Raw genomic sequence first — 20,611 nt, forward strand, 5'->3', positions numbered from 1 at the left:
GCCGAGCTGGCTGCCGGGGCGGCCGGGATCGGCAGGGCAGACGGGACGGGAGGGATGCGGGGCGATCGTCGCGGGCATCGGACCTCCTTGGTCTGTCTAGCGGGTTTGATCGATCAAATTTCGCACTGCTAGATTGTGTTTTGAACGATCAAATCGGGGTGCTGCCAAGATAACCACCGCGTTCCCGACGTGTCAAGCGGCGCCACGCTAGGGTCTTATCCAGCCGACGGAGAGGAGAGACATGGGTGCTCAACCCACGGTCAGCGACGTCGCCGACGTCGCAGGCGTCTCCCGCCAGACCGTCTCCAACGTCCTCAACTCCCCGCAGCTCGTCCGCCCCGAGACCAGGGAACGCGTCCAGGCCGCCATCGCAGAACTCGGCTACCGGCCGCACGCCTCCGCCCGGCGCCTGCGCACCCAGAAGAGCTCCACCATCGGCATCCGCCTCGACCCGATCACCACGGACGGCATCTCCGGCAGCATCCTGGACAGGTTCCTGCACGCACTCACCGAGCAGGCCGACCGGATGAACCTGCGCGTGCTGCTGTTCACCGCCTCCGGGCCGGAGGGGGAGATCGAGCAGTTCCGCCGGCTCAGCGACGGTGCAGACGTGGACGCGTTCGTGCTCACCTCCACCTTCCACGGCGACCCGCGCACCGAGTGGCTGATCGAGCACGGCCAGTCGTTCGTCACCTTCGGCCGGCCGTGGGGCATCGACGACATGGCCGACCCGCAGCACCTCTGGGTCGACGTCGACGGCTCGTCCGGGTTGCGCGACGCCACCGCATACCTGCTCAGCACCGGCGCGCGCCGCATCGGCTTCGTCGGCTGGCCGAGTGGTTCGGGGACCGGCGACGACCGCCGCCGCGGCTGGCTCGACGCCATGCGCGCGGGGAGCGGCCTCGGCGACGACGACCTCGCCTCCCTCGAAGTCGCCGCCGAAGACGGCGTCACCTTCGGCGCGGACGCCATGCGTCGCCTCGAGCGCGCAGCAGGCACCGTGGATGCGGTGGTCTGCACGAGCGACTCCCTCGCCCTCGGCGCACTCATGGCCACGGCGGGCCGCATCCCGGTGGTCGGCTACGACAACACGCCGGTCGCCGCATCCCTCGGCTTCTCGAGCGTCGAGCAGCCGCTCGACGAGGTGGCGGCGGGCGTCCTCGACCTGCTGACCGGCACGCACGGCGGCCGCGTGCATCCCGGATCGTCGACGGCCGACCCGATGCACAGGCTCGTCGCTCCGCACCTGGTGGTGCGCGGCGGCCCGACCGTGATCACGGCCGCTCGCTGACACCGTGCAGCATCCCGAAATGCGCGTGTAACGCTCCGTCGGCGACACTGGAGGTATGCCTCCACAAGAGTCTCTGCTGGATGCGCCACAAGCGCGTCGCCTCCCCGTCACCGTCTCCATCACCCGCCGCGTCGACAGCACCCGCCTGCCGGACGTGACCCGCTGGGTGCAATCCGGCGTGAACATCGCCAACACGTACGAGGGCTTCCTCGGCTCCGGCTGGGTGCGCGCCGCCCACGACTCGGACGAGTGGCACATGCTCTACCGCTTCGCCGACGATGCGGCACTGGACGCCTGGGAGGGCTCGGAGGACCGCGCCGCCTGGCTGTTCGAGGGCCGCGAACTGGTCGAGCTCTCGCGGGTGGAGCGCCGCACGGGCATCGAGGGCTGGTTCGACCAGCCGCAGCACCAGACGCAGGGCGCAGACGCTCAGGATACGACGGACCGCCTCGCCCCGACCTCCCCGCCGCGCTGGAAACAGGCCGTGACCATCTGGCTCGGCTTCTTCCCGCTGTCGCTGCTGTTCACGTTCCTGGTGACCACCTTCGTCCCGTTCTGGCACCAGCTCTGGCTTCCGGCCACGGTGCTGATCACCACGCTGTGCCTCACCCCGACGATGACGTACCTCCTGCTCCCGCTGGTCACGCGCATCCTGCACCCGTGGCTGCAGCGGCCCCGCCGCTGACGGCTTCCGCCGGGTGTGGCCGTTGATCGCCGCCCGCCAGGCTTGTCCGTTCGCGCGGAGTTCGCGTGCGCTGATCCTCCTTTCTCCGCCCCAACGGAACTCCCGTCGGCGCGTCGCGGCGAAGTTCCGCACGAACGGAGAACGTGGATGGGCGCAGGCCGCCGAGCGTACCGGAGGAAGTCTCGCGCGACACGCCGGGCAAGGTTCCGTTCGGGCGATTGAATCGGCCCGGATGTGGCTTTTCTCCGTTCGAACGGAGAATCCGGCCCCGATGGGGCGGCTTTTCCGTTTGGGCGGATAACCCGCTCCCGTTGCGGCGGGTCGACGTTCGAGCGGAGGAAGCGGGGCGAGGTCCGCGCTCAGGGGGAACCCTGACCGCACCCTGAATCCGCTCCGTTTTCGCCGCATCCACTTGCGCCGCCCGCAGACGCGATATATCGTGACCTTGTCAACAACGCGATATATCGCGAATCACCGAGGGTCCGCTCAGCGGGCACCGACCGGCGGACGGCGGCAGCGGTCCGCGAACGAAAGCACTCAGGAGCACGCAATGACACAAGACAAGTGGCTGATCCAGCCCGGCGAGAGCAAGACCATCGACGTCGAGCTCGTCCGATCCCTCAAGGCCGGCTTCATCGCAGGGCAGGTCGACATCATCGGGCACGACGAGCAGGGAGCGCGGGTCGAGGTCCACTCGGTCACCGGCCGCGACCTCAAGATCACGCTCGACGGCGACCGTCTCGAAATCGATCACCCGCAGCTGCGCTGGGACAACTTCATCGAGGTGTTCAAGTCGATGCGGGACAACGCCAGGGCCGAGGTCAGCGTGCTCGTGCCGCGCGATGTCGCGCTGAAGCTCGGCGTCGTCTCCGCCACGGCGCTCGTCGCGGGCCTCGAGACCGACGCGAAGCTCAGCACCGTCTCCGGCGACATCGTCGTCGACGGCGTCACGGGCGACATCGAGCTCAACAGCGTCAGCGGAGAGCTCTCCGCCCGCGACCACTCCGGCCGCATCTTCGCGCACACGGTGTCCGGCGACGTGACGGCATCCGGTCGCATCCCGAAGTTCACGGTCGACAGCGTCTCCGGCAACGTGATGGTGGATGTGGTCGGCACGCCCGACGAGATCTCCAGCAACACGGTCTCCGGCGACCTGACCATCCGCGTCCCGGAGGCGCTCGGCGCGCGCTACCGGGTCAACACGATCTCCGGCAAGGTGCAGCTCGACAACACCTTCATCCACGGGATGCCCGGCAAGACGTACCAGGGCACCTCCGGCTCGCTCGACGGCACCTGGATGGACGTCAACGCCAACTCGGTGTCCGGGAACGTCTACGTGCTGCGCAGCGCGCCGACCGGCACGGGCGCTGGCGCTGGCACGGACGCCGGCACAGACGCACCCGCCGACTCGGCAGCCGGCTCCGACCAGAACGGGGCGTCGGCGTGACCCCCGTGTTCGCGCACGGGAGTCTGCGCCTCTACCTGCTCAGCCTCCTGGCGGAGTCGCCCCGGCACGGCTACGAGCTCATCCAGGCGCTCAGCGACCGCTTCGGCGGCACGTACAGCCCGAGCGCAGGCACCATCTACCCGCGGCTCGCGAAGCTCGAGGAGGAGGGCCTGGTGACCAAGGCGGCGGAGGGCAGGAAGACCGTCTACGCGATCACCGACGCCGGCCGGGCAGAGCTGGCAGAGCGCGAGCACGAACTCGACGCGATCGAGGACGAGGTCACAGACTCCGTCCGTCGTCTCGCCGACGAGGTGCGCGCCGGCGTCAACGAGGCGATGCGTTCGCTCCGCGCCGACCTGGCCTCGGCAGCACGGGATGCGAGCAGAGGCCCGCGCATCGACGTGCGGCAGGAGGCGCGAGACGCCGGGCGGGATGCGCGGCAAGCGGCGAACGCGGCGGCCCGGGATGCCGAGGCGGCGCTGAACGAGTTCCGCCAGCAACTCCGCACCGACTTCCGGTCGCAGGCGGCGCGCGGCGACATCCCGGATGGGGTCGTGCCGCAGCTGAAGTCCGAGCTCGCGCGCGTGCGCGCCACGGTGCTGGAGGCCCTGGGCCGCCGCTGAGCGGACGCCGGACGCGCGTCTCGACACGCCGTCCCCTCTCCGCGCACAGCCACACTCAGCGAAAGCGCGTCCGACACTCAGGTGCGGGCGCGCTTTCCGTGTTTCCGGCGTGTTTCCAGGGGTTTTGCTTTCATTTCGGGCGGCTGAAAGCGCAGACACAATCCTTTGCAGAACCGCAAGCATCGGGTGCCGCGACGCGCCGACTTGACAGCGGTTTGGCAGCGAGTAGTGTCGAGGCTCGTGACAAATGAGGGGAGATCCCCGAAGCGGTGGTTGATCGGCGACCCGCTTCCGAGCGAAAAGCTCGAAGGACAGCTACTCCCGAAGCACCTCGCCCTACCCATCTTCGCCTCCGACGCACTGTCGAGCGTGGCGTACGCTCCGCAGGAACTCCTGATGATCCTGCTCATCGGCGGACTCGCGTTCCTGAGCTTCGCCCCGTGGGTCGCCGCAGCGGTCGTCGTGCTCCTCATCACCGTCGTGCTGAGCTACCGCCAGCTGGTCAAGGCGTACCCGTCCGGCGGCGGGGACTACGAGGTCGCGCACAAGAACCTCGGTGAGAAGGCCGGCCTGGTGGTCGCCTCCGCGCTGCTCGTCGACTACGTGCTCACCGTGGCCGTGTCCGTCGCATCCGGTGTGGACAACATCATCTCGGCGCTGCCGTTCCTGTCCAACTGGCGGGTCGAGCTGGCCGTGCTCTTCGTCATCGTCATCGCTGCGGTGAACCTCCGCGGCGTGCGGGAGTCGAGCAAGGCGTTCGCCATCCCGACCTACCTCTTCATCGGCAGCATCTTCGTGATGATCGTGACCGCGCTGGTGCGCACCGCGTTCGGGGATGCGCCGGTCGCCGAGTCCGCGAACTTCGAGGTGCACGCCACCAGCCTCACCCAGGCCGCGACGGTGCTCCTGCTGCTGCGCGCCTTCTCCAGTGGATGTTCGGCCCTCACCGGTGTGGAGGCCGTCGCCAACGGCGTGCCGGCGTTCCGCACCCCGAAGATCAAGAACGCCCGCAAGACGCTCGGACTGATGGGCGGCATCGCCATCGTCCTGTTCGCCGGCCTCACCACGGTCGCCCTGATCAGCGGCGTGCATTATGCCGAGAACCCCTGCGACCTGCAGGGCTGGGCGCAGTGCGCCACCGAACCGCAGCGCAGCCTGATCGCCCAGATCGCCGCCGCGACGTTCGGCAACAACACCATCCTGTTCTTCATCGTGCAGGCCGCCACCGCCGTCGTGCTGCTGCTCGCGGCGAACACCGCGTTCAACGGCTTCCCGCTGCTCGGCTCCGTGCTCGCCCGCGACTCGTACGCGCCCAAGTCGCTGAACACCCGCGGCGACCGCCTGGTCTACTCGAACGGCATGATCCTGCTGGCTCTCGCAGCGACCGTGCTGCTGCTGGTCTACCGCGCCAACCTGACCCAGCTCATCCAGCTCTACATCATCGGCGTGTTCGTCTCGTTCACGCTCGGCCAGTCCGGGATGGTCAAGCACTGGATCACCCTGCTGCGGTCCGGGACCGTGAAGCCGCACGAACGGTCGAGCATCGTCCGCTCGCTCTGCATCAACGCGTTCGGCGCGTTCCTCACCGCCGTGGTGCTCATCGTCGTGACGATCACCAAATTCACCCACGGTGCATACCTCGTCTTCATCTTCATGCCCATCCTGTGGCTGCTCATGCTCGGCGTGAACCGCTACTACCGGGACGTGGAGAAGGAGATCGAGGTCGACCCGGTCACCACGTTCGGCAGCCGCGGAGACCACGCGATCGTGCTCGTCGGCAAGATGCAGAAGCCGGCGCTCAAGGCGCTCGACTACGCCATCGCCGCCCGGCACGACTCGATCGAGGCCGTGCACGTGGCGGTCGACGAGGAGTCGACGGAGAAGCTGCAGCAGCAGTGGATCCAGCAGAACATCCACGTGCCGCTGACGATCATCGAGTCGCCGTACCGCGAGTTCGGCCACCCGCTGATCAAGTACCTGAAGCACCGCCGCGAGGAGCACGGCTCCGAAGTGGTGACCGTCTACCTGCCGCAGTACATCGTCGGGCACTGGTGGGAGTCGCTGCTGCACAACCACCGGGCACGGCGCATCCGGCAGCAGCTGCTGCTCTGCCACGGTGTGACCGTCGCGCTCGTGCCGTGGCTGCTCGACTCGTCGTCGCTGATCTACGGCCGCCGCTCCCGCCCGCTTCCCGGTCAGGATCGTCGTGGCGAGCCGGTGCGCCCGGTCGCGCGCCGTCCGCTGGAGCCGGCGTCGAAGCAGCACGGTCATCCCCGCGGACACGGGACGCCCGCTTCCGCCGGGCAGTCGCCTGCGCCGGCGCAGGGCGCGACGGAGCAGCCGCAGCAGCCGCAGACGCCGGTGTCGGAGACGAAGAAGATCCCGGCCCGCGCCAAGCGTTGATCGCCGCTTGACCTTGACGTAACGTCAACCTCTACCGTGGGTTTCGCACCCCACGAGAGAGAGGAGACGACGATGGACTGGTCCATCCAGGAGATCGCCAGGCTCGCCGGAACGACCAGCAGGACGCTGCGTCACTACGACGACATCGGGCTCCTCCCGCCCAGCAGGATCGGCGGCAACGGCTACCGGTACTACGACAGGGACTCCCTCGTGCGGTTGCAGCGCATCCTGCTGCTCCGCGACCTCGGACTCGGCCTCCCGGCCATCGCCGACGTGCTCACGAACCAGGTGGATGCGATCCCCGCCCTGCACGGCCACCTCGCGTGGCTGCGCGACGAGCGGGAACGGCTGGCGCGGCAGATCGCGTCAGTCGAGACGACCATCCAGGCGATCAGCGAAGGAGAAGACATCATGGCGGAAGACATGCTCGACGGTTTCGACCACACCCAATACAAAGAGGAGGTGGAGGAGCGCTGGGGCAAGGACGCGTACGCGGCGTCCGACGCGTGGTGGCGCAGCAAGACGCCCGCCGAGCGCGCCGAATGGCAGCGTCTGCAGAAGCAGCTCGCCGCCGACTGGATCGCCGCCGCCGACCGCGGCATCGACCCGGAGGGCGACGAGGCGCAGGCACTGGCCCAGCGCCACGCCGACTGGCTCGGCTCGATCCCCGGCACCCCCGGCAGCGAGAACGGCCGCCCGACGGCCGCCTACCTCACCGGCCTCGGCGAGATGTACGTCGCCGACCCGCGGTTCGCCGCGAACTACGGCGGCGCCGCGGGCGCCACGTTCGTGCGCGACGCGCTGCGCGCCTACGCGGCGGGGCTGTAGGTCGTCGCCCCCGTCCCTCGCCCCTGGTCTTGCGCCAGCGGTCGCGACGCAATCGAGTCCGAAGTTATTCACGCGACACGCCGTGTCGGGGCGTGAACAACTTCGGACTCGATGGCTGCGGACGCGAGCCGGCTGGGACGCGACCCGCCCACGGTGAGCGCCTCGGCGACGCGCGGGGCGCGGGGGACGCGGCCACGACCATGCGGAGCTTGCGGTGCGGTGGTGGCCGGGGTGAGATGGAGTGGGGTCAGGCTCGGCGTGTTCGCGCCATCAGCCGATCATCCAGCCAGTACGCGGCGACTGCCTGCGCCGGGCGACGGGATGCGGATGCGGACGGCGCGGGCGCCTCGCGGTCGGGCTGCACCCCGCCGATCACGTTGCTGTCGGCCGCGCGGTGGTCGCGCATCCTGGTGGCCGCGTCGGTTTCGAGCAGGATGCCGTCGCGCACGTCGAACGCGGCGGCATCCTGCTCCCCGAGGCCGGCCGATTGCTCGGCCGTTCCCTCGAGCTCGCTTTCCAGCGGCGCCGCAGTCGTTGCAGCGTCCTGCGGCAGCCGGATCGCGAAGAAGGGGAGGGTGATGCTGCAGAGCGGCCCGACCAGCAGCGCGAACGCGAGCGTTCCGATGCCGACGTTGCCGCCGAGCAGCCACCCGATGATGAGCACGGTCACCTCGATGCCGGTGCGCACGGCCCAGATCGGCCAGCCGGTGCGGGCGTGCAGCCCGGTCATCAGGCCGTCGCGCGGGCCGGGGCCGAGTTTGGGGCCGATGTAGAGGCCGGTCGCGACCGCCAGGAGCAGCAGGCCGCCGGCGAACAGCAGCAGCTGCGCCCACAGTTCGGTCTGCTGCGGGATGAGCGTGAGCCCGAGCTGCGCGCTCGGGCCGACGAGCAGCACGTTGAGCACGGTGCCGAGTCCCGGGCGCTGGCGGAGCGGGATCCAGAACAGCAGCACGGCGATGCCGACAAGGTTGGTGATCAGCCCGAACAACAGGCCGGTCTTGATCGACAGACCTTGCGCGAGCACGTCCCACGGCGACACCCCGATGCCGGCGCGGACCATCATCGCGATGGCGATTCCGTAGAGGAACAGCCCGATGAGGAGTTGCGCGAGGCGTCTGGTGAGGAGGAGTCGGCGGGTCACGCTCCTATCCAATTTGGTGATTGGCCTTTTATCAAGAGTCCAATCCGCTTAAGGTGGCCTTATGCCGGATGCTCAGCTCACCGCCCGATCGCTCGAAACGCTCCTCGGGGAGTGGCGAGGAGGCGGCGCCCACTACCAGGCGCTCGCCGACCGCATCCGGTTGCTGGTGCTCGACGGACGCATCCCGATCGACACCCGCCTGCCCGCCGAGCGCGACCTCGCCGCCCGGCTGGAGCTCAGCCGCACCACCGTGACCGCCGCGTACCGGGGGCTGCGCGACGCCGGATTCCTCGACAGCGTGCGCGGCTCCGGCAGCGTCGCCCGGCTGCCCGGGCCGGTGCTCGTCACCGCCCCGACCCCCGGCGGCGACGGGATGCTCGACTTCACCAAGGCGGCGCTGCCGGCGGCATCGTCCCTCCCCGCAGCGGCGCGCGCGGCGGCGGAGGAGCTGCCGCACTTCCTCCCGCACTCCGGATACGACGCGGTCGGTCTCCCGCACCTCCGGGAGGCCATCGCCGACCGCTACCGCGAGCGCGGCCTCCCCACCGATCCCGACCAGGTGCTCGTCACGGTCGGCGCGCAGCAGGCCATCGCCCTGATCGCACGCACCTTCGTCGGCCGTGGCGACCGCACGATGATCGAGATGCCCACCTACCCGCACGCCACGGAGTCGTTCCGGCTCGCCGGGGCACGCCTGGTGCCGGTGACGGTCACCATCCCGCCCGCAGACGCCCCGCATCCGGTGGGTGCGGAGGAGGACGGCTGGGACATCGACGCGGTCGAGCAGACGCTGCGGCGCGCCAACCCGGCCCTCGCCTATCTGATCCCGGACTTCCAGAACCCGACGGGCGCATCCATGTCGCCGGAAACCCGCGCGCGGCTGCTGGCGGCGACGGCGGCGCAGGGCACGATCGTGGTCGGCGACGAGACGACGGCCGACCTCGATATCGACAGGCTCGGCGAACACCTCCCGCTGCCCCGCTACGGCTCGCGGGGAGCGGGGGATGCGCCCGTGCTGCTGATCGGGTCGGCGAGCAAGAGCCTGTGGGGCGGCCTGCGGATCGGCTGGATCCGGGCGGAACGGCCGCACATCCAGAAGCTGATCGCGGCGAAACCGGCGACCGACCTGGGCACGCCGCTGCTGGAACAGCTGGTGGTGGCCCGGATGCTGCCGCAGATGGCGGAGATCCTGGAGTCCCGGCGCTCGGAACTCGCGGCGGGGAGGGAGCGGGTGGCGCGGCTGGCGGCGCAGACGTTCCCGGACTGGGTGGTGCCCAGGATGCACGGCGGTCTCGCGGCGTGGATCGGGATCGGCGCGCCGGTCAGCTCGGCGCTGACGCTGGGTGCGCGCAACCACGGGCTGCTGATCGCGGCCGGGCCGCGGTTCGGGCTGGATGGGGCGTTCGAGCGCTTCCTCCGCATCCCGATCACGTACTCGGAGGAGGAGACGGTGCGTGCGTTCGCGGCGCTGTCGCGCGCGTGGCCGGACGCGCTGCGGGAGCCGTCGGCGTTCGCCGACGCGGCCCCGCTGCCCAACGTGGTCTAGGGGCGGCCCGCGGCCGGCGGCGAGATGCCAGTAACTGTTGCGAAACGCCCGGGATGCGCGACAGTTAGTGGCATCTCGCGGGCTGGCGGGACGACCTGTGGAGAGAATCCGACGCGTGGTGGCGGAATTGGGCATGGTTGGGGGCATGAGTCATCCCCGGTTGCGCAACCGCCCGTTCTCCCTCCGCGAGGCGCGGGCGCTCGGCGTCGAGCCCGTCCGCCTGTCGCGCAGCGAGCTGGTCACGCCGTTCCGCGGCGCCCGGGTGCCCGCCAGGCTGGCGGCCGACTTCGTCGCGCGCTGCGCCGCCCTCTGCGCGAGGGAGCCCGGCGGTGTCCTCTCGCACACCACGGCCGCCATCCTTTTGGGGCTGCCGGATACGCGGTGGCTGCCTGGCGTGTGGCGGCAGCAGGGTGCGCGGGCTCATCTGCCGCCTCCGGATGCGCCGAGCTCGTCTGCGCTTCACGACCACCTCCCACCTCCGGATGCGCCACCCACGCACGCACAGCCCGTCCTGCACCTGACCGTCGCCCCACCCGCGCGGCCGCCGCGCCTCACCGGGGTGCGCTCTCACTCGCGTCCGCTCTCCGCGGGCGAGACGTGTAGGGTGCGCGGGCTGCCGGTGACGTCGGCGGCGCGGACGTGGGCCGACCTGGCCGCGACGGCGAGCATCCGGGAGCTGGTGGTGCTGGGCGATGCGGTTCTCGGCGGCCGGGCGCCGCTCGCCTGCCACGACGACCTGCGGGCGGCGGTCCCTCCCGCGGGCGCTCGGGGCGCATCCCGGGCCAGAGCCGCAGTCGAGTTGCTCGACGGCCGCGCGGAGTCTCCGCCCGAGTCGCTGCTGCGGCTGATCCTGGCGGAGGCCGGGCTGCCCGCGCCGGATGTGAACGTCGACCTGCACACTCCGGATGGGCGGTTCCTGGCGAGGCCGGAGCTCCGGTTCGCGCCATACCGCACGATCGTCGAGTACGAGGGCGACCACCACCGCATCGAGCCGCGCCAGTGGCGCAGAGACCTGACGCGGACCACCGCTCTGCAGCAGCAGGGCGAGCTGGTGCTTCGGGTGGGGGCCGAGCACCTGCGGTCGGAGAAACGGCTGGTCGGGTTGGTCTTCCGCTCGCTCGCGTCGCGAGGATGGGATCCGTCGTGAGTGTCAGCAGCGGGCGCGAGAACCGTCCCGGGGGAGTACGTCTCCACCCCGAAGTCGTACCAGGGCATGAGGAACTTGCACAGGCTGCAATGAGATACTTTGCGGGCGGCTGTGGTGCCGCGCGTCTCGCATCCACTTTCTGTCAAGGGAAAAGACTGTGCATTTCCTCGCCGTCCTGAGTATGAAGAACCGCGCGCTGATCGCGCTCGTCACGATCGTGGCCGCGGTGTTCGGCGGCCTGGCGCTGACGAACCTCAAGCAGGAGCTCGCGCCGACCATCTCGTTCCCGCAGCTCGCGATCATCACCAGCTACCCCGGCGCATCGCCCGAGGTGGTCAACAACGACGTGAGCACGCCGGTCGAGACGGCCATCCAGGGCGTGCCGGACCTCGAGAGCACGTCGGCGGTGAGCAGCACCAACCAGTCGATCATCACGGCGAAGTTCACCTACGGCACCGACCTCGCGACCGCAGAGCAGAAGATCGACCAGGCGATCAACCGCATCAAGTCCACGCTGCCGAGCAACGTCGACCCGCAGGTGTTCTCCGGCAGCATCGACGACTTCCCCGTCATCCAGCTCGCCGTCACCAGCGACCAGGACTCGCGCGCGCTCGCCGACAAGATCACCAAGCTGGTCATCCCCGACATCAAAGACGTCTCCGGCGTCAACGACGCCCAGCTCGTCGGCGAGGTCGGCCAGCGCATCACCATCACCCCGGACAGTGCCAAGCTCGCCGCCGCCGGCGTGACCAGCCAGTCGATCAAGGATGCGCTGCAGCAGAACGGCGTCCTCATCCCGGGCGGCTCGATCACCGAGAATGGCAAGACGCTCTCCGTGCAGTCCGGGGCGAAGCTGAGCTCGATCGACGACATCGCCGGGCTTCCGCTCATCCGGTCGGCGGGTGCATCCGGTGCTGGGGCGTCTGGTGCTGGCGCAGGTGCTGGCGCGGGTGCTGGTGCCGGTGCCGCCGCAGCTGCTGGCGCTGCCGGGGCAGGAGCGACCGGGGCGACCGGCTCGACGGGCGCAGCTGACGCAGCCGCGGCCGCCGCTGCCACCGCAGCAGCCACCCCGCCCACCATCGGCGACGTCGCGACGGTGCAGAAGACCGACGACCCCACCACCTCCATCTCGCGCGTCGACGGCAAGCCGGCGCTGACCATCGCCGTCACCAAGCTGCCGTCTGCGAACACCGTCGAGGTCTCGCACGGCGTCAGCGCCCTGATCGACGACCTGCAGACGAAGCTCGGCGACGGCGCGAAGATCACCGTCGAGTTCGACCAGGCGCCGTTCATCACCCAGTCGATCAACTCGCTCACCGAGGAGGGCCTGCTCGGCCTCCTGATGGCCGTGATCGTCATCCTGATCTTCCTGCTGTCGATCCGCTCCACCCTGGTCACCGCGATCTCGATCCCGACCAGCGTGCTCATCACCTTCATCGTGATGTGGGCGACCGGCTACACGCTCAACATCATCACGCTCGGCGCGCTGACCATCGCCATCGGCCGTGTGGTCGACGACTCCATCGTGGTCATCGAGAACATCAAGAGACAGCTCGTTGCCGGCGTCGACAGGGCGGCGACCATCGTCAAGGCCGTGCGCGAGGTGGCGGGGGCGATCACCGCATCCACCATCACCACCGTCGCCGTGTTCCTGCCGCTGGCGTTCGTCGGCGACGTGACCGGCGAGCTGTTCCGGCCGTTCGCGCTCACGGTCACCATCGCGCTGCTGTCGTCGCTGCTCGTCTCGCTGACGATCGTGCCGGTGCTCGCATACTGGTTCCTCCGCCCGCCGAAGGCGCGCAAGCACGAGGGTGGCGTCGAGGCGTCCGACGCATCGCACCTGTCGATCGAGGAGGCGATGGCCGCCGGCGAGGACGAGCTGGAGCACCCGTCGCGATTGCAGCGCGGTTACCTTCCGATCATCCACTGGACGCTGAAGCACTCGGTCGCGACCGTGCTCATCGCGGTGGTCGTGCTCGTCGGAACGCTGGCGCTCACCCCGCTGATGAAGACGAACTTCCTCGGATCCACGGGCCAGAACACGCTCACCATCACGCAGACTCTCGCGCCGGGCACCTCCCTGCAGGCGAAGGACGACGCATCCAAGGTGGTCGAGCAGAAGCTCATCGACACCAAGGGCGTCAAGACGGTGCAGGTCTCGATCGGGTCGAGCGGGGCATCCCTGCAGGCCGCGTTCACCGGCGGCGGCGGCAACACCACGTTCTCGGTGACCACCGACCCGGATGCCGACCAGGATGCGCTGAAGAGCACCATCGAGGACGAGCTCGCGGCGGTGAAGGACCAGGGCGACATCGTCGTCTCCGCGCAGAGCGGGTTCGGCGGATCGAGCGATATCGAGATCGACATCACGGCCACCAGCAACGAAGACCTGCAGAAGGCGACGGATGCGGTCGTCGCCGAGGTCAAGAAGCAGGACTCGGTCAAGCAGGTCACGGACAACCTCAGCGCGTCGCTTCCGTACGTCGCGGTGAACGTCGACCGTTCCAAGGCGGCAGCGGCCGGTCTGAGCGAGGTCGCCGTCGGCGGCATCGTGTCGCAGGCCATGCAGCCGACGCAGGCCGGTTCCGTCGCACTCGACAACACGACGCTCAACATCTACATCCAGAGCGACAACCCGCCGTCGACGGTCGCCCAGCTGGCCGACCTGCAGATTCCGACGGTCACCGGTCCGGTTGCGCTGAGCACACTGGCGTCGGTCGAGGAGACCAACGGTCCGTCCACGGTCACCACCGAGCGCGGCCTGCGCACCTCGACGGTCACGGCCACCCCGGCCACCGACAACCTCGGCACCGCGAACGCCGCGGTGACCACGGCGCTCAAGGACGCGAACCTGCCGTCCGGGGCCACGGCCAAGATCGGCGGAGTCTCCTCCAGCCAGTCGGACGCGTTCTCGCAGCTCGGGATCGCGCTGCTCGCGGCCATCCTGATCGTCTACATCGTGATGGTGGCGACGTTCCGGTCGCTGCGCCAGCCGCTGCTGCTCCTGGTCTCCGTGCCGTTCGCGGCGACAGGCGCCATCGCGCTGCAGATCATCTCGGGCATCCCGCTCGGCGTCGCGTCGCTGATCGGTGTGCTGATGCTGATCGGCATCGTGGTGACGAACGCGATCGTCCTCATCGACCTGGTCAACCAGTACAGGAGACGCGGGATGTCCGTGCCGGAGGCGGTGGCGCACGGCGCCTCCCGCCGTCTGCGCCCGATCCTGATGACGGCGCTCGCGACCATCGCGGCCCTCACCCCGATGGCGATCGGCCTCACCGGCCACGGCGGCTTCATCTCGCAGCCGCTCGCCATCGTGGTGATCGGCGGCCTGGTCTCGTCCACGCTGCTCACCCTCGTGGTGCTGCCGACCCTCTACAACCTCGTCGAGGGCGCGCGCGAGCGCCGGGCGGCGAAGCGCGCCCGGAAGGCCGCAGCGGCCGGAGGGCCGGATGCCGGCTCGGGTGACGGAGCTGGCGGGAGCGGTACCGGCGGCGGCGACGGGGGCCCCGGCGCGCCGGGTGCGCCGGGTGCGCCCGGAGGGCCGGGCGAGTCCGGTGGCCCTGGATCCGGCGGCCCGGCGGCAGCGCCGCCCGTCTGGACGGCGCCCGCAGGCGGCCAGCAGCGCTAGCGACCACGAACGGGCCGGACTCCTCGGAGTCCGGCCCGTTCTCGCGCCCGGGGTCTCGTGCCCGGGGTCTCGCATCCGGGCCGGTTCTCGCACCCGTGCCACCCGCGCATCGCGCGCGCTGCGCGAGATGCCAGTAACTGTCGCGAAACGCCCGGGATGCGGCGCAGATACTGGCATCTCGCGGAGAGGGTCGCGTCCGAGATACCAGACGCGGGACGCCGCCCCACCGCCCGGAGGGGCAACCGGGTTGCTACCGTCGCGGTATGAGCACGCGTCAGCTGTCCGTCGATCCTCTGTGGCCCCGCGCTGGGGCGTGGCCGTCGCTTGACGGCATCCCCGGCGATGGGGCGGTCGATCTGGCGTTTCTCGGCATTCCGACCTGGCACACGTCGCTGTCGGCAACCGGAGCGAGGGAGACACCGGCAGCGGTTCGGGAGGCGCTGCGCTACTACGCGGCGTTCGTGCCGGGCTCCGAGGTGGAGCGGCTGGCGTTCGCCGACGCCGGGGATGTCGACGAACCCGACGGGCCGGAGGGCGAAGGGCGCGCCATCGCCGCGATGGCGGACGCGGTCGGCCGTTCGCGGGTGACGGTTGCGGTGGGCGGGGACAACGCGCTCACCGTTCCCGCCGCCCTCGGCGCCTGGGGCGACGCGCTGCCGACCGCCGGGCTGATCACGCTCGACGCGCACCACGACCTGCGCGACGGCGTCTCCAACGGGTCGCCTGTGCGCCGGCTGGTCGAGGCCGGGCTGGACGGGCGGAGGGTGGTGCAGATCGGGATCGCCGACTTCGCGAACTCGTCCGCGTACGCAGCGCGGGCGGAGGCGTACGGCATCACGGTCGTGCCCCGGGATGCGCTGCACGCGCGCCCGATCGACGACGTGATGGCCGAGGCGCTCGAGATCGCCGGCGCGGCCGGCGGGCCGGTGCACGTCGACCTGGACGTGGATGTGTGCGACCGGTCGGTCGCGCCCGGCTGCCCGGCGTCGGTGCCGGGAGGACTGGCCGCGTGGGAGCTGCGGCGGTTCGCCAGGCTGGCGGGCGCATCCGGGGCCGTGCGGTCGGTGGACATCGCCGAGGTGGATGCGACGGCCGACGCGCCGGACGGACGCACCGTCCGGCTCGCGGCGCTGCTGGTGCTGGAGGTCGCGGCGGGGCTGGCGTCCCGCGGCTGAGGTTTACCCGAGCAGCGTGCCCGTCACCCCACCTGCACCCCGGCCCGATACGTCGCCGCCACCAGCGGCACCCCCGGCCGGTACGCCAGGTGCACATACCCGGGCGCGCGCAGTACCGCGAAGTCGGCGCTGGCCCCCGGCGCGAGGTGTCCGACGTCGTCGCGGCGCAGCGCAGCCGCGCCGCCTGCGGTCGCCGCCCACAGCGCCTCCGCGGGCGTCATCCCCATGTCGCGCACCGCGACGGCGATGCAGAACGGCATCGACGACGTGAACGACGAGCCGGGGTTGCAGTCGCTCGCCAGTGCGACGGTGACGCCCGCGTCGAGGAGGCGGCGCGCATCCGGGTACGGCTGGCGGGTGGAGAACTCGACGCCGGGCAGCAGCGTCGCCACCGTGCGGGAGGCGGCCAGCCGGGCGATGTCGTCGGGCGTGAGGTGGGTGCAGTGGTCGACGCTCGCCGCGTCGAGGGAGACCGCGAGGGCGACGCCGAGACCGGGGGCGAGCTGGCTGGCGTGGACGCGCACGCCCAGCCCGCGGGATGCGCCGGCCGACAGGATGCGGCGGGACTGCTCCGGCGTGAAGGCGCCCGTCTCGCAGAATACGTCGATCCAGCGGGCGTGGGGCGCGCACGCGTCGAGCATCGGGCCGACGACGAGGTCGACGTAAGCCTCGGGATCGTCGGCGTACTCGGCCGGGACGACGTGGGCGCCGAGGAAGGTCGTCTCCGGCGTCACGCGTTCGGCGAGGCGCAGCAGTCTGGCCTCGTCGTCGACCGTGAGACCGTAGCCGCTCTTGATCTCGAACGTGGTGGTGCCCTGAGCGTGCAACTCGGCCACGAAGTCGTCGAGGCGGGAGGCCAGCTCGGCGTCCGTGGCGGCGCGCGTGGCGGCCACCGTGCTGCGTATGCCGCCAGCGGTATACGGCTGGCCGGACATCCGCGCCTCGAACTCGGCGGCCCTGTCTCCGCCGAAGACGAGGTGCGTGTGGCTGTCGACGAAACCCGGGATGAGCGCTGCCCCGTCGACATCCAGCACCTCGGCGGTGGCGGCCAGGTCTGCGAATTCCGGGGGCACTGCACCGGATGCACCCGCCCACACCACCCGCCCATCGGCCACGAGGAGGGATGCAGACGGCACGAGCCCGAGCATCCCCGGCCCGGCCGGATCGTTGGTGACCAGCTCGCCGATTCCGGTCACGAGCAGGGTGGATGAACCCGCACCACCCGTGCCCACAGCGCCAGCCCCACCTACAGCACCCATCCTCACCCCTCCCGCATCGGGATGCGCAGGCCGCGTTCTTCCGCGACCTCCACCGCCCGCTCGTACCCGGCATCCACGTGCCGCATCACGCCCGTGCCCGGGTCGTTGACCAGCACGCGCTCGATCTTCTCGGCGGCGAGCGGTGTGCCGTCGGCAACGATCACCTGTCCGGCGTGGATGGACCGGCCGATGCCGACGCCGCCTCCGTGGTGGATGGACACCCAGGTGGCGCCGGATGCGGTGTTCAGCAGGGCGTTGAGCAGCGGCCAGTCGGCGATTGCGTCCGATCCGTCCGCCATCGCCTCCGTCTCGCGGTACGGCGAGGCGACGGAGCCGGAGTCGAGGTGGTCGCGGCCGATGGCGATGGGGGCGGAGAGTTCGCCGCTCGCGACCATCTCGTTGAACTTCAGGCCGGCCAGGTGGCGTTCCTTGTAGCCGAGCCAGCAGATGCGCGCCGGCAGGCCCTCGAAGTGCACCTTCTCGCTCGCCTGCGTGATCCAGCGATGCAGGTGCTCGTCGTCGGGGAACAGCTCCAGGATGGCGCGGTCGGTCGCCGCGATGTCGGCCGGGTTGCCGGAGAGCGCCGCCCAGCGGAACGGGCCCTTGCCCTCCGCGAACAGCGGCCGGATGTACGCGGGCACGAAGCCGGGGAAGTCGAACGCGCGGTCGTACCCACCCAGGCGGGCCTCCGCGCGGAGCGAGTTGCCGTAGTCGAAGACCTCGGCGCCAGCATCCTGGAATCCGACCATCGCCTCCACGTGCTTGGCCATCGACGCGCGGGATGCGGTGGTGAAGCCCTCCGGGTCGGCCGCCGCCGCGTCGTGCCACTCCTCCACCGTGTAGCCCTCCGGCAGGTAGCTGAGCGGGTCGTGCGCGCTGGTCTGGTCGGTCACCACGTCGATCGGCACGCCGCGCGCAAGCAACTCCGGGAAGACCGTCGCCGCGTTGCCCACCAGGCCCACCGACAACGGGATGCGCGCTTCCTTCGCCGCGACCACCCGGGCGACGGCGTCGTCCAGGTCGGTGGCGAGCTCGTCGAGGTAGCCGTGGTCGATGCGACGCTGCAGGCGGGTCTCGTCGACGTCCACGATGAGCACGACGCCCTCGTTCATGGTCACGGCGAGGGGCTGCGCTCCGCCCATGCCGCCCGCCCCGCCGGTGAGGGTGATCGTGCCGGCCAGGGTGCCGCCGAACCTCTTCGCCGCGACGGCGGCGAACGTCTCGTACGTGCCCTGCAGGATGCCCTGCGTGCCGATGTAGATCCACGATCCGGCCGTCATCTGGCCGTACATCGTGAGGCCCAGCGCCTCGAGGCGGCGGAACTCCGGCCAGGTGGCCCAATCGCCGACGAGGTTCGAGTTGGCGATCAGCACGCGCGGAGCCCACTCGTGGGTGCGGAAGACGCCGACCGGCTTGCCGGACTGCACGAGCAGCGTCTCATCCGGTTCCAGGTCGCGCAGGGTGCGGACGATCGCGTCGAACGCCTCCCAGCTGCGCGCCGCGCGGCCGGTGCCCCCGTAGACGACCAGGTCGTCCGGGCGCTCGGCGACGTCCGGGTCGAGGTTGTTCATGAGCATCCGGAGCGGCGCCTCGGTCTGCCAGCTCTTCGCGCTGATGGTGGTGCCGCGCGGGGCGCGGACCTCTCGTGCTCCCTGCATTGCTGTCTCCTCGTCGGTGAGTGGAAGTCGGTGGTGGATATGGATGGGCTCAGCCGAGCGGCCCTGTGACGCTCTCCGCCGCTGCGAGCACGCGGCCGGACTGCACGAGCCCGACGACCGCCTCGATCTCCGGCGACAGGTAGCGGTCGGATCCCGGTCCCGCGACCACGTCGCGCACCTGGGCGATGACAGCCCCGGTGGCCGCACCGGGGAGGAGCGGCCGACGCAGGTCTGCGCCGCGCGCGGCCGTCATGATCTCGATTGCGAGCACCCTGCCGAGGCCGTCGACCGAGCGGCGCAGCTTGCGGGCCGCCGCCCAGCCCATCGAGACGTGGTCCTCCTGCATCGCGGACGACGGGATGGAGTCGACGGACGCCGGGGATGCCAGCCGCTTCAACTCGGAGACGATGCCCGCCGCGGTGTACTGCGCGATCATCAGCCCGGAGTCGACGCCGACCTCGTGCGCGAGGAACGGGGTGAGGCCCTGGTTGCGGGCGGGGTCGAGGAACCGGTCCGTGCGACGCTCCGACATGCTGGCAACATCGGCGGCGACGATCGCCAGGAAGTCGAGCACGTACGCGACCGGCGCCCCGTGGAAGTTGCCGTTGGACTCGACCCGGCCGTCGAGGGTGAGCACCGGGTTGTCGATCGCGGAGGCGAGCTCGCGCTCGGCGACGATGGTGGCGTGCGCGAGAGTGTCGCGCGCGCCACCGTGCACCTGCGGGGCGCAGCGCAGCGAGTACGCATCCTGCACCCTGGTGCACTCCGGACCCTTGTGGCTGGCGACCATCGGAGACCCGGCGAGCAGCGAGCGCAGGTTCGCGGCGGCGACGGACTGGCCGTGCTGCGGGCGCAACCGCTGCAGGTCCTCGGCGAAGACGGCGTCCGTGCCGAGCAGGGCCTCCACGCTCATCGCCGCGGCGATGTCTGCCGTGCGGAGCAGCGCGGTGAGATCGTGGATCGCGAGGGCGAGCATCCCGAGCATCCCGTCGGTGCCGTTGATGAGCGCCAGGCCCTCCTTCTCGGCGAGGACGACCGGGATGATTCCCGCAGCAGCCAGGGCTGTGGATGCGTCCAGAAGCTCTCCGTCGACCCGCACCTGGCCTTCGCCCATCGCCGCGAGGGCGCAGTGGGCCAGCGGTGCGAGGTCGCCGGAGCAGCCGAGAGAGCCGTACTCCCGCACGACCGGGGTGATGCCCGCGTTGAGCAGGGCGGCGTACGTCTCGACGGTGGTGCGCTGGGCGCCGGTGCGGCCGGTCATCAGGGTGGACAGGCGCAGCAGCATGAGCGCGCGGACGACCTCGCGCTCGACCTCGGGGCCGGAGCCGGCAGCGTGCGAACGGACCAGGCTCGCCTGCAGCTGGGCACGGCGGTCGCTCGGGATGAACGTGGTCGCGAGCGCCCCGAAGCCGGTCGAGATGCCGTAGTGCGGTTCGACGTCGTCTGCGAGTGCTTCGACGATGGCGCGGGAGGCCTCGACCTGGTCGAGGGACTCGGGTTCGAGGACGATGTCCGCGCCGTGGCGGGCGACGGCGACGACGTCGGCGACGCTGAGCGGGTGGGCGCCGACGGTGACGGTGTGCGTGGTGTGGAGCATGATCCGATCTCACTCCCTCGCGCGGGCGCGTGTCCCGGCTGTACACTCATCCCCGTCCGGGATCCCAGACACACCCGCGGCGCAGAAATCGAGTCCGAAGTTGTTCACGCCCGAACCCGGCGTGTCGCGCGCATAAGTTCGGACTCGATTGTTCGGGGGTGGGGGAGGACGGACGGGCGG

Annotated in this window: 14 protein-coding genes; 10 read left to right on the forward strand and 4 right to left on the reverse strand. The window is 70.6% G+C overall.

The features are described 5' to 3' along the window. Positions 1 to 241 precede the first annotated feature (241 nt). The 6 genes from B7438_RS19310 (at position 242) to B7438_RS19335 (ending at position 7,277) form a co-directional block, all read left to right on the forward strand. Positions 242 to 1,291, forward strand: coding sequence for a LacI family DNA-binding transcriptional regulator (locus B7438_RS19310; RefSeq protein ID WP_085371310.1), 1,050 nt, complete (start codon positions 242 to 244; stop codon positions 1,289 to 1,291). Positions 1,292 to 1,346: 55 nt separating this feature from the next. After that, positions 1,347 to 1,976: an antibiotic biosynthesis monooxygenase gene (locus tag B7438_RS19315; protein ID WP_085371311.1), complete on the forward strand. Its 630-nt coding sequence runs from the start codon at positions 1,347 to 1,349 to the stop codon at positions 1,974 to 1,976. Positions 1,977 to 2,526: 550 nt separating this feature from the next. Further along, a complete protein-coding gene (locus tag B7438_RS19320) occupies positions 2,527 to 3,423 on the forward strand; it encodes a DUF4097 family beta strand repeat-containing protein (protein WP_085371312.1) in 897 nt (298 codons plus the stop codon). Next, entirely contained in the window at positions 3,420 to 4,046 is a 627-nt protein-coding gene (locus B7438_RS19325; protein WP_085371313.1) for a PadR family transcriptional regulator, read from the forward strand. The genes B7438_RS19320 and B7438_RS19325 overlap by 4 nt, the downstream gene beginning before the upstream one ends. Positions 4,047 to 4,319: 273 nt before the next feature. Continuing rightward, positions 4,320 to 6,449, forward strand: a complete 2,130-nt coding sequence (locus tag B7438_RS19330) for an APC family permease (protein ID WP_085371314.1) — start codon at positions 4,320 to 4,322, stop codon at positions 6,447 to 6,449. 72 nt (positions 6,450 to 6,521) lie between these two features. Continuing rightward, the gene (locus tag B7438_RS19335) at positions 6,522 to 7,277 is read left to right on the forward strand and encodes a MerR family transcriptional regulator (protein ID WP_085371315.1); all 756 of its coding nucleotides are present in this window, start codon (positions 6,522 to 6,524) and stop codon (positions 7,275 to 7,277) included. A 247-nt stretch (positions 7,278 to 7,524) separates the two neighbouring features. Here B7438_RS19335 and B7438_RS20990 read toward each other — a convergent pair whose 3' ends face one another. Continuing rightward, positions 7,525 to 8,418: a YitT family protein gene (locus B7438_RS20990; RefSeq protein ID WP_085371316.1), complete on the reverse strand. Its 894-nt coding sequence runs from the start codon at positions 8,416 to 8,418 to the stop codon at positions 7,525 to 7,527. 61 nt (positions 8,419 to 8,479) lie between these two features. Here B7438_RS20990 and B7438_RS19345 point away from each other — a divergent pair, with 61 nt between their 5' ends. From B7438_RS19345 to B7438_RS19360, 4 genes are all read left to right on the forward strand, one after another. Next, the gene (locus tag B7438_RS19345) at positions 8,480 to 9,964 is read left to right on the forward strand and encodes a PLP-dependent aminotransferase family protein (RefSeq protein ID WP_085371317.1); all 1,485 of its coding nucleotides are present in this window, start codon (positions 8,480 to 8,482) and stop codon (positions 9,962 to 9,964) included. Positions 9,965 to 10,109: 145 nt separating this feature from the next. Then, on the forward strand, positions 10,110 to 11,111 hold the full coding sequence (locus B7438_RS19350) for a hypothetical protein (RefSeq protein WP_143466087.1): 1,002 nt from the start codon (positions 10,110 to 10,112) through the stop codon (positions 11,109 to 11,111). Between the two features lie 157 nt (positions 11,112 to 11,268). Continuing rightward, on the forward strand, positions 11,269 to 14,742 hold the full coding sequence (locus B7438_RS19355) for an efflux RND transporter permease subunit (RefSeq protein ID WP_085371319.1): 3,474 nt from the start codon (positions 11,269 to 11,271) through the stop codon (positions 14,740 to 14,742). Positions 14,743 to 15,005: 263 nt separating this feature from the next. Beyond that, positions 15,006 to 15,917 (forward strand): arginase family protein, encoded by a 912-nt coding sequence (locus B7438_RS19360; protein ID WP_085371320.1) that lies wholly within the window; start codon positions 15,006 to 15,008, stop codon positions 15,915 to 15,917. Between the two features lie 23 nt (positions 15,918 to 15,940). Here the strand turns inward: B7438_RS19360 and hutI are convergent, their stop codons facing one another. Genes hutI through hutH form a run of 3 tightly spaced genes read right to left on the reverse strand, consistent with a single transcriptional unit; the run spans position 15,941 to position 20,431 of the window. Further along, positions 15,941 to 17,176 (reverse strand): imidazolonepropionase, encoded by a 1,236-nt coding sequence (gene hutI / locus B7438_RS19365; protein WP_085371321.1) that lies wholly within the window; start codon positions 17,174 to 17,176, stop codon positions 15,941 to 15,943. A gap of 2 nt (positions 17,177 to 17,178) precedes the next feature. Then, positions 17,179 to 18,834, reverse strand: a complete 1,656-nt coding sequence (gene hutU, locus B7438_RS19370) for a urocanate hydratase (protein WP_085371322.1) — start codon at positions 18,832 to 18,834, stop codon at positions 17,179 to 17,181. A gap of 49 nt (positions 18,835 to 18,883) precedes the next feature. Then, positions 18,884 to 20,431, reverse strand: coding sequence for a histidine ammonia-lyase (gene hutH / locus B7438_RS19375; RefSeq protein WP_085371323.1), 1,548 nt, complete (start codon positions 20,429 to 20,431; stop codon positions 18,884 to 18,886). Positions 20,432 to 20,611 lie beyond the last annotated feature (180 nt).

It is taken from the genome of Leifsonia sp. NCR5, from assembly GCF_002105485.1.
Lineage (GTDB): Bacteria > Actinomycetota > Actinomycetes > Actinomycetales > Microbacteriaceae > Leifsonia.

What these genes read in the sequence shown, in the direction of transcription:
- B7438_RS19310 (WP_085371310.1), top strand. Translation starts at nt 242, where the DNA reads ATGGGTGCTCAACCCACGGTCAGCGACGTCGCCGACGTCGCAGGCGTC.
- B7438_RS19315 (WP_085371311.1), top strand. Translation starts at nt 1,347, where the DNA reads ATGCCTCCACAAGAGTCTCTGCTGGATGCGCCACAAGCGCGTCGCCTC.
- B7438_RS19320 (WP_085371312.1), top strand. Translation starts at nt 2,527, where the DNA reads ATGACACAAGACAAGTGGCTGATCCAGCCCGGCGAGAGCAAGACCATC.
- B7438_RS19335 (WP_085371315.1), top strand. Translation starts at nt 6,522, where the DNA reads ATGGACTGGTCCATCCAGGAGATCGCCAGGCTCGCCGGAACGACCAGC.
- B7438_RS19345 (WP_085371317.1), top strand. Translation starts at nt 8,480, where the DNA reads ATGCCGGATGCTCAGCTCACCGCCCGATCGCTCGAAACGCTCCTCGGG.
- B7438_RS19350 (WP_143466087.1), top strand. Translation starts at nt 10,110, where the DNA reads ATGAGTCATCCCCGGTTGCGCAACCGCCCGTTCTCCCTCCGCGAGGCG.
- B7438_RS19360 (WP_085371320.1), top strand. Translation starts at nt 15,006, where the DNA reads ATGAGCACGCGTCAGCTGTCCGTCGATCCTCTGTGGCCCCGCGCTGGG.
- hutI (WP_085371321.1), bottom strand. Translation starts at nt 17,176, where the DNA reads ATGGGTGCTGTAGGTGGGGCTGGCGCTGTGGGCACGGGTGGTGCGGGT.
- hutU (WP_085371322.1), bottom strand. Translation starts at nt 18,834, where the DNA reads ATGCAGGGAGCACGAGAGGTCCGCGCCCCGCGCGGCACCACCATCAGC.
- hutH (WP_085371323.1), bottom strand. Translation starts at nt 20,431, where the DNA reads ATGCTCCACACCACGCACACCGTCACCGTCGGCGCCCACCCGCTCAGC.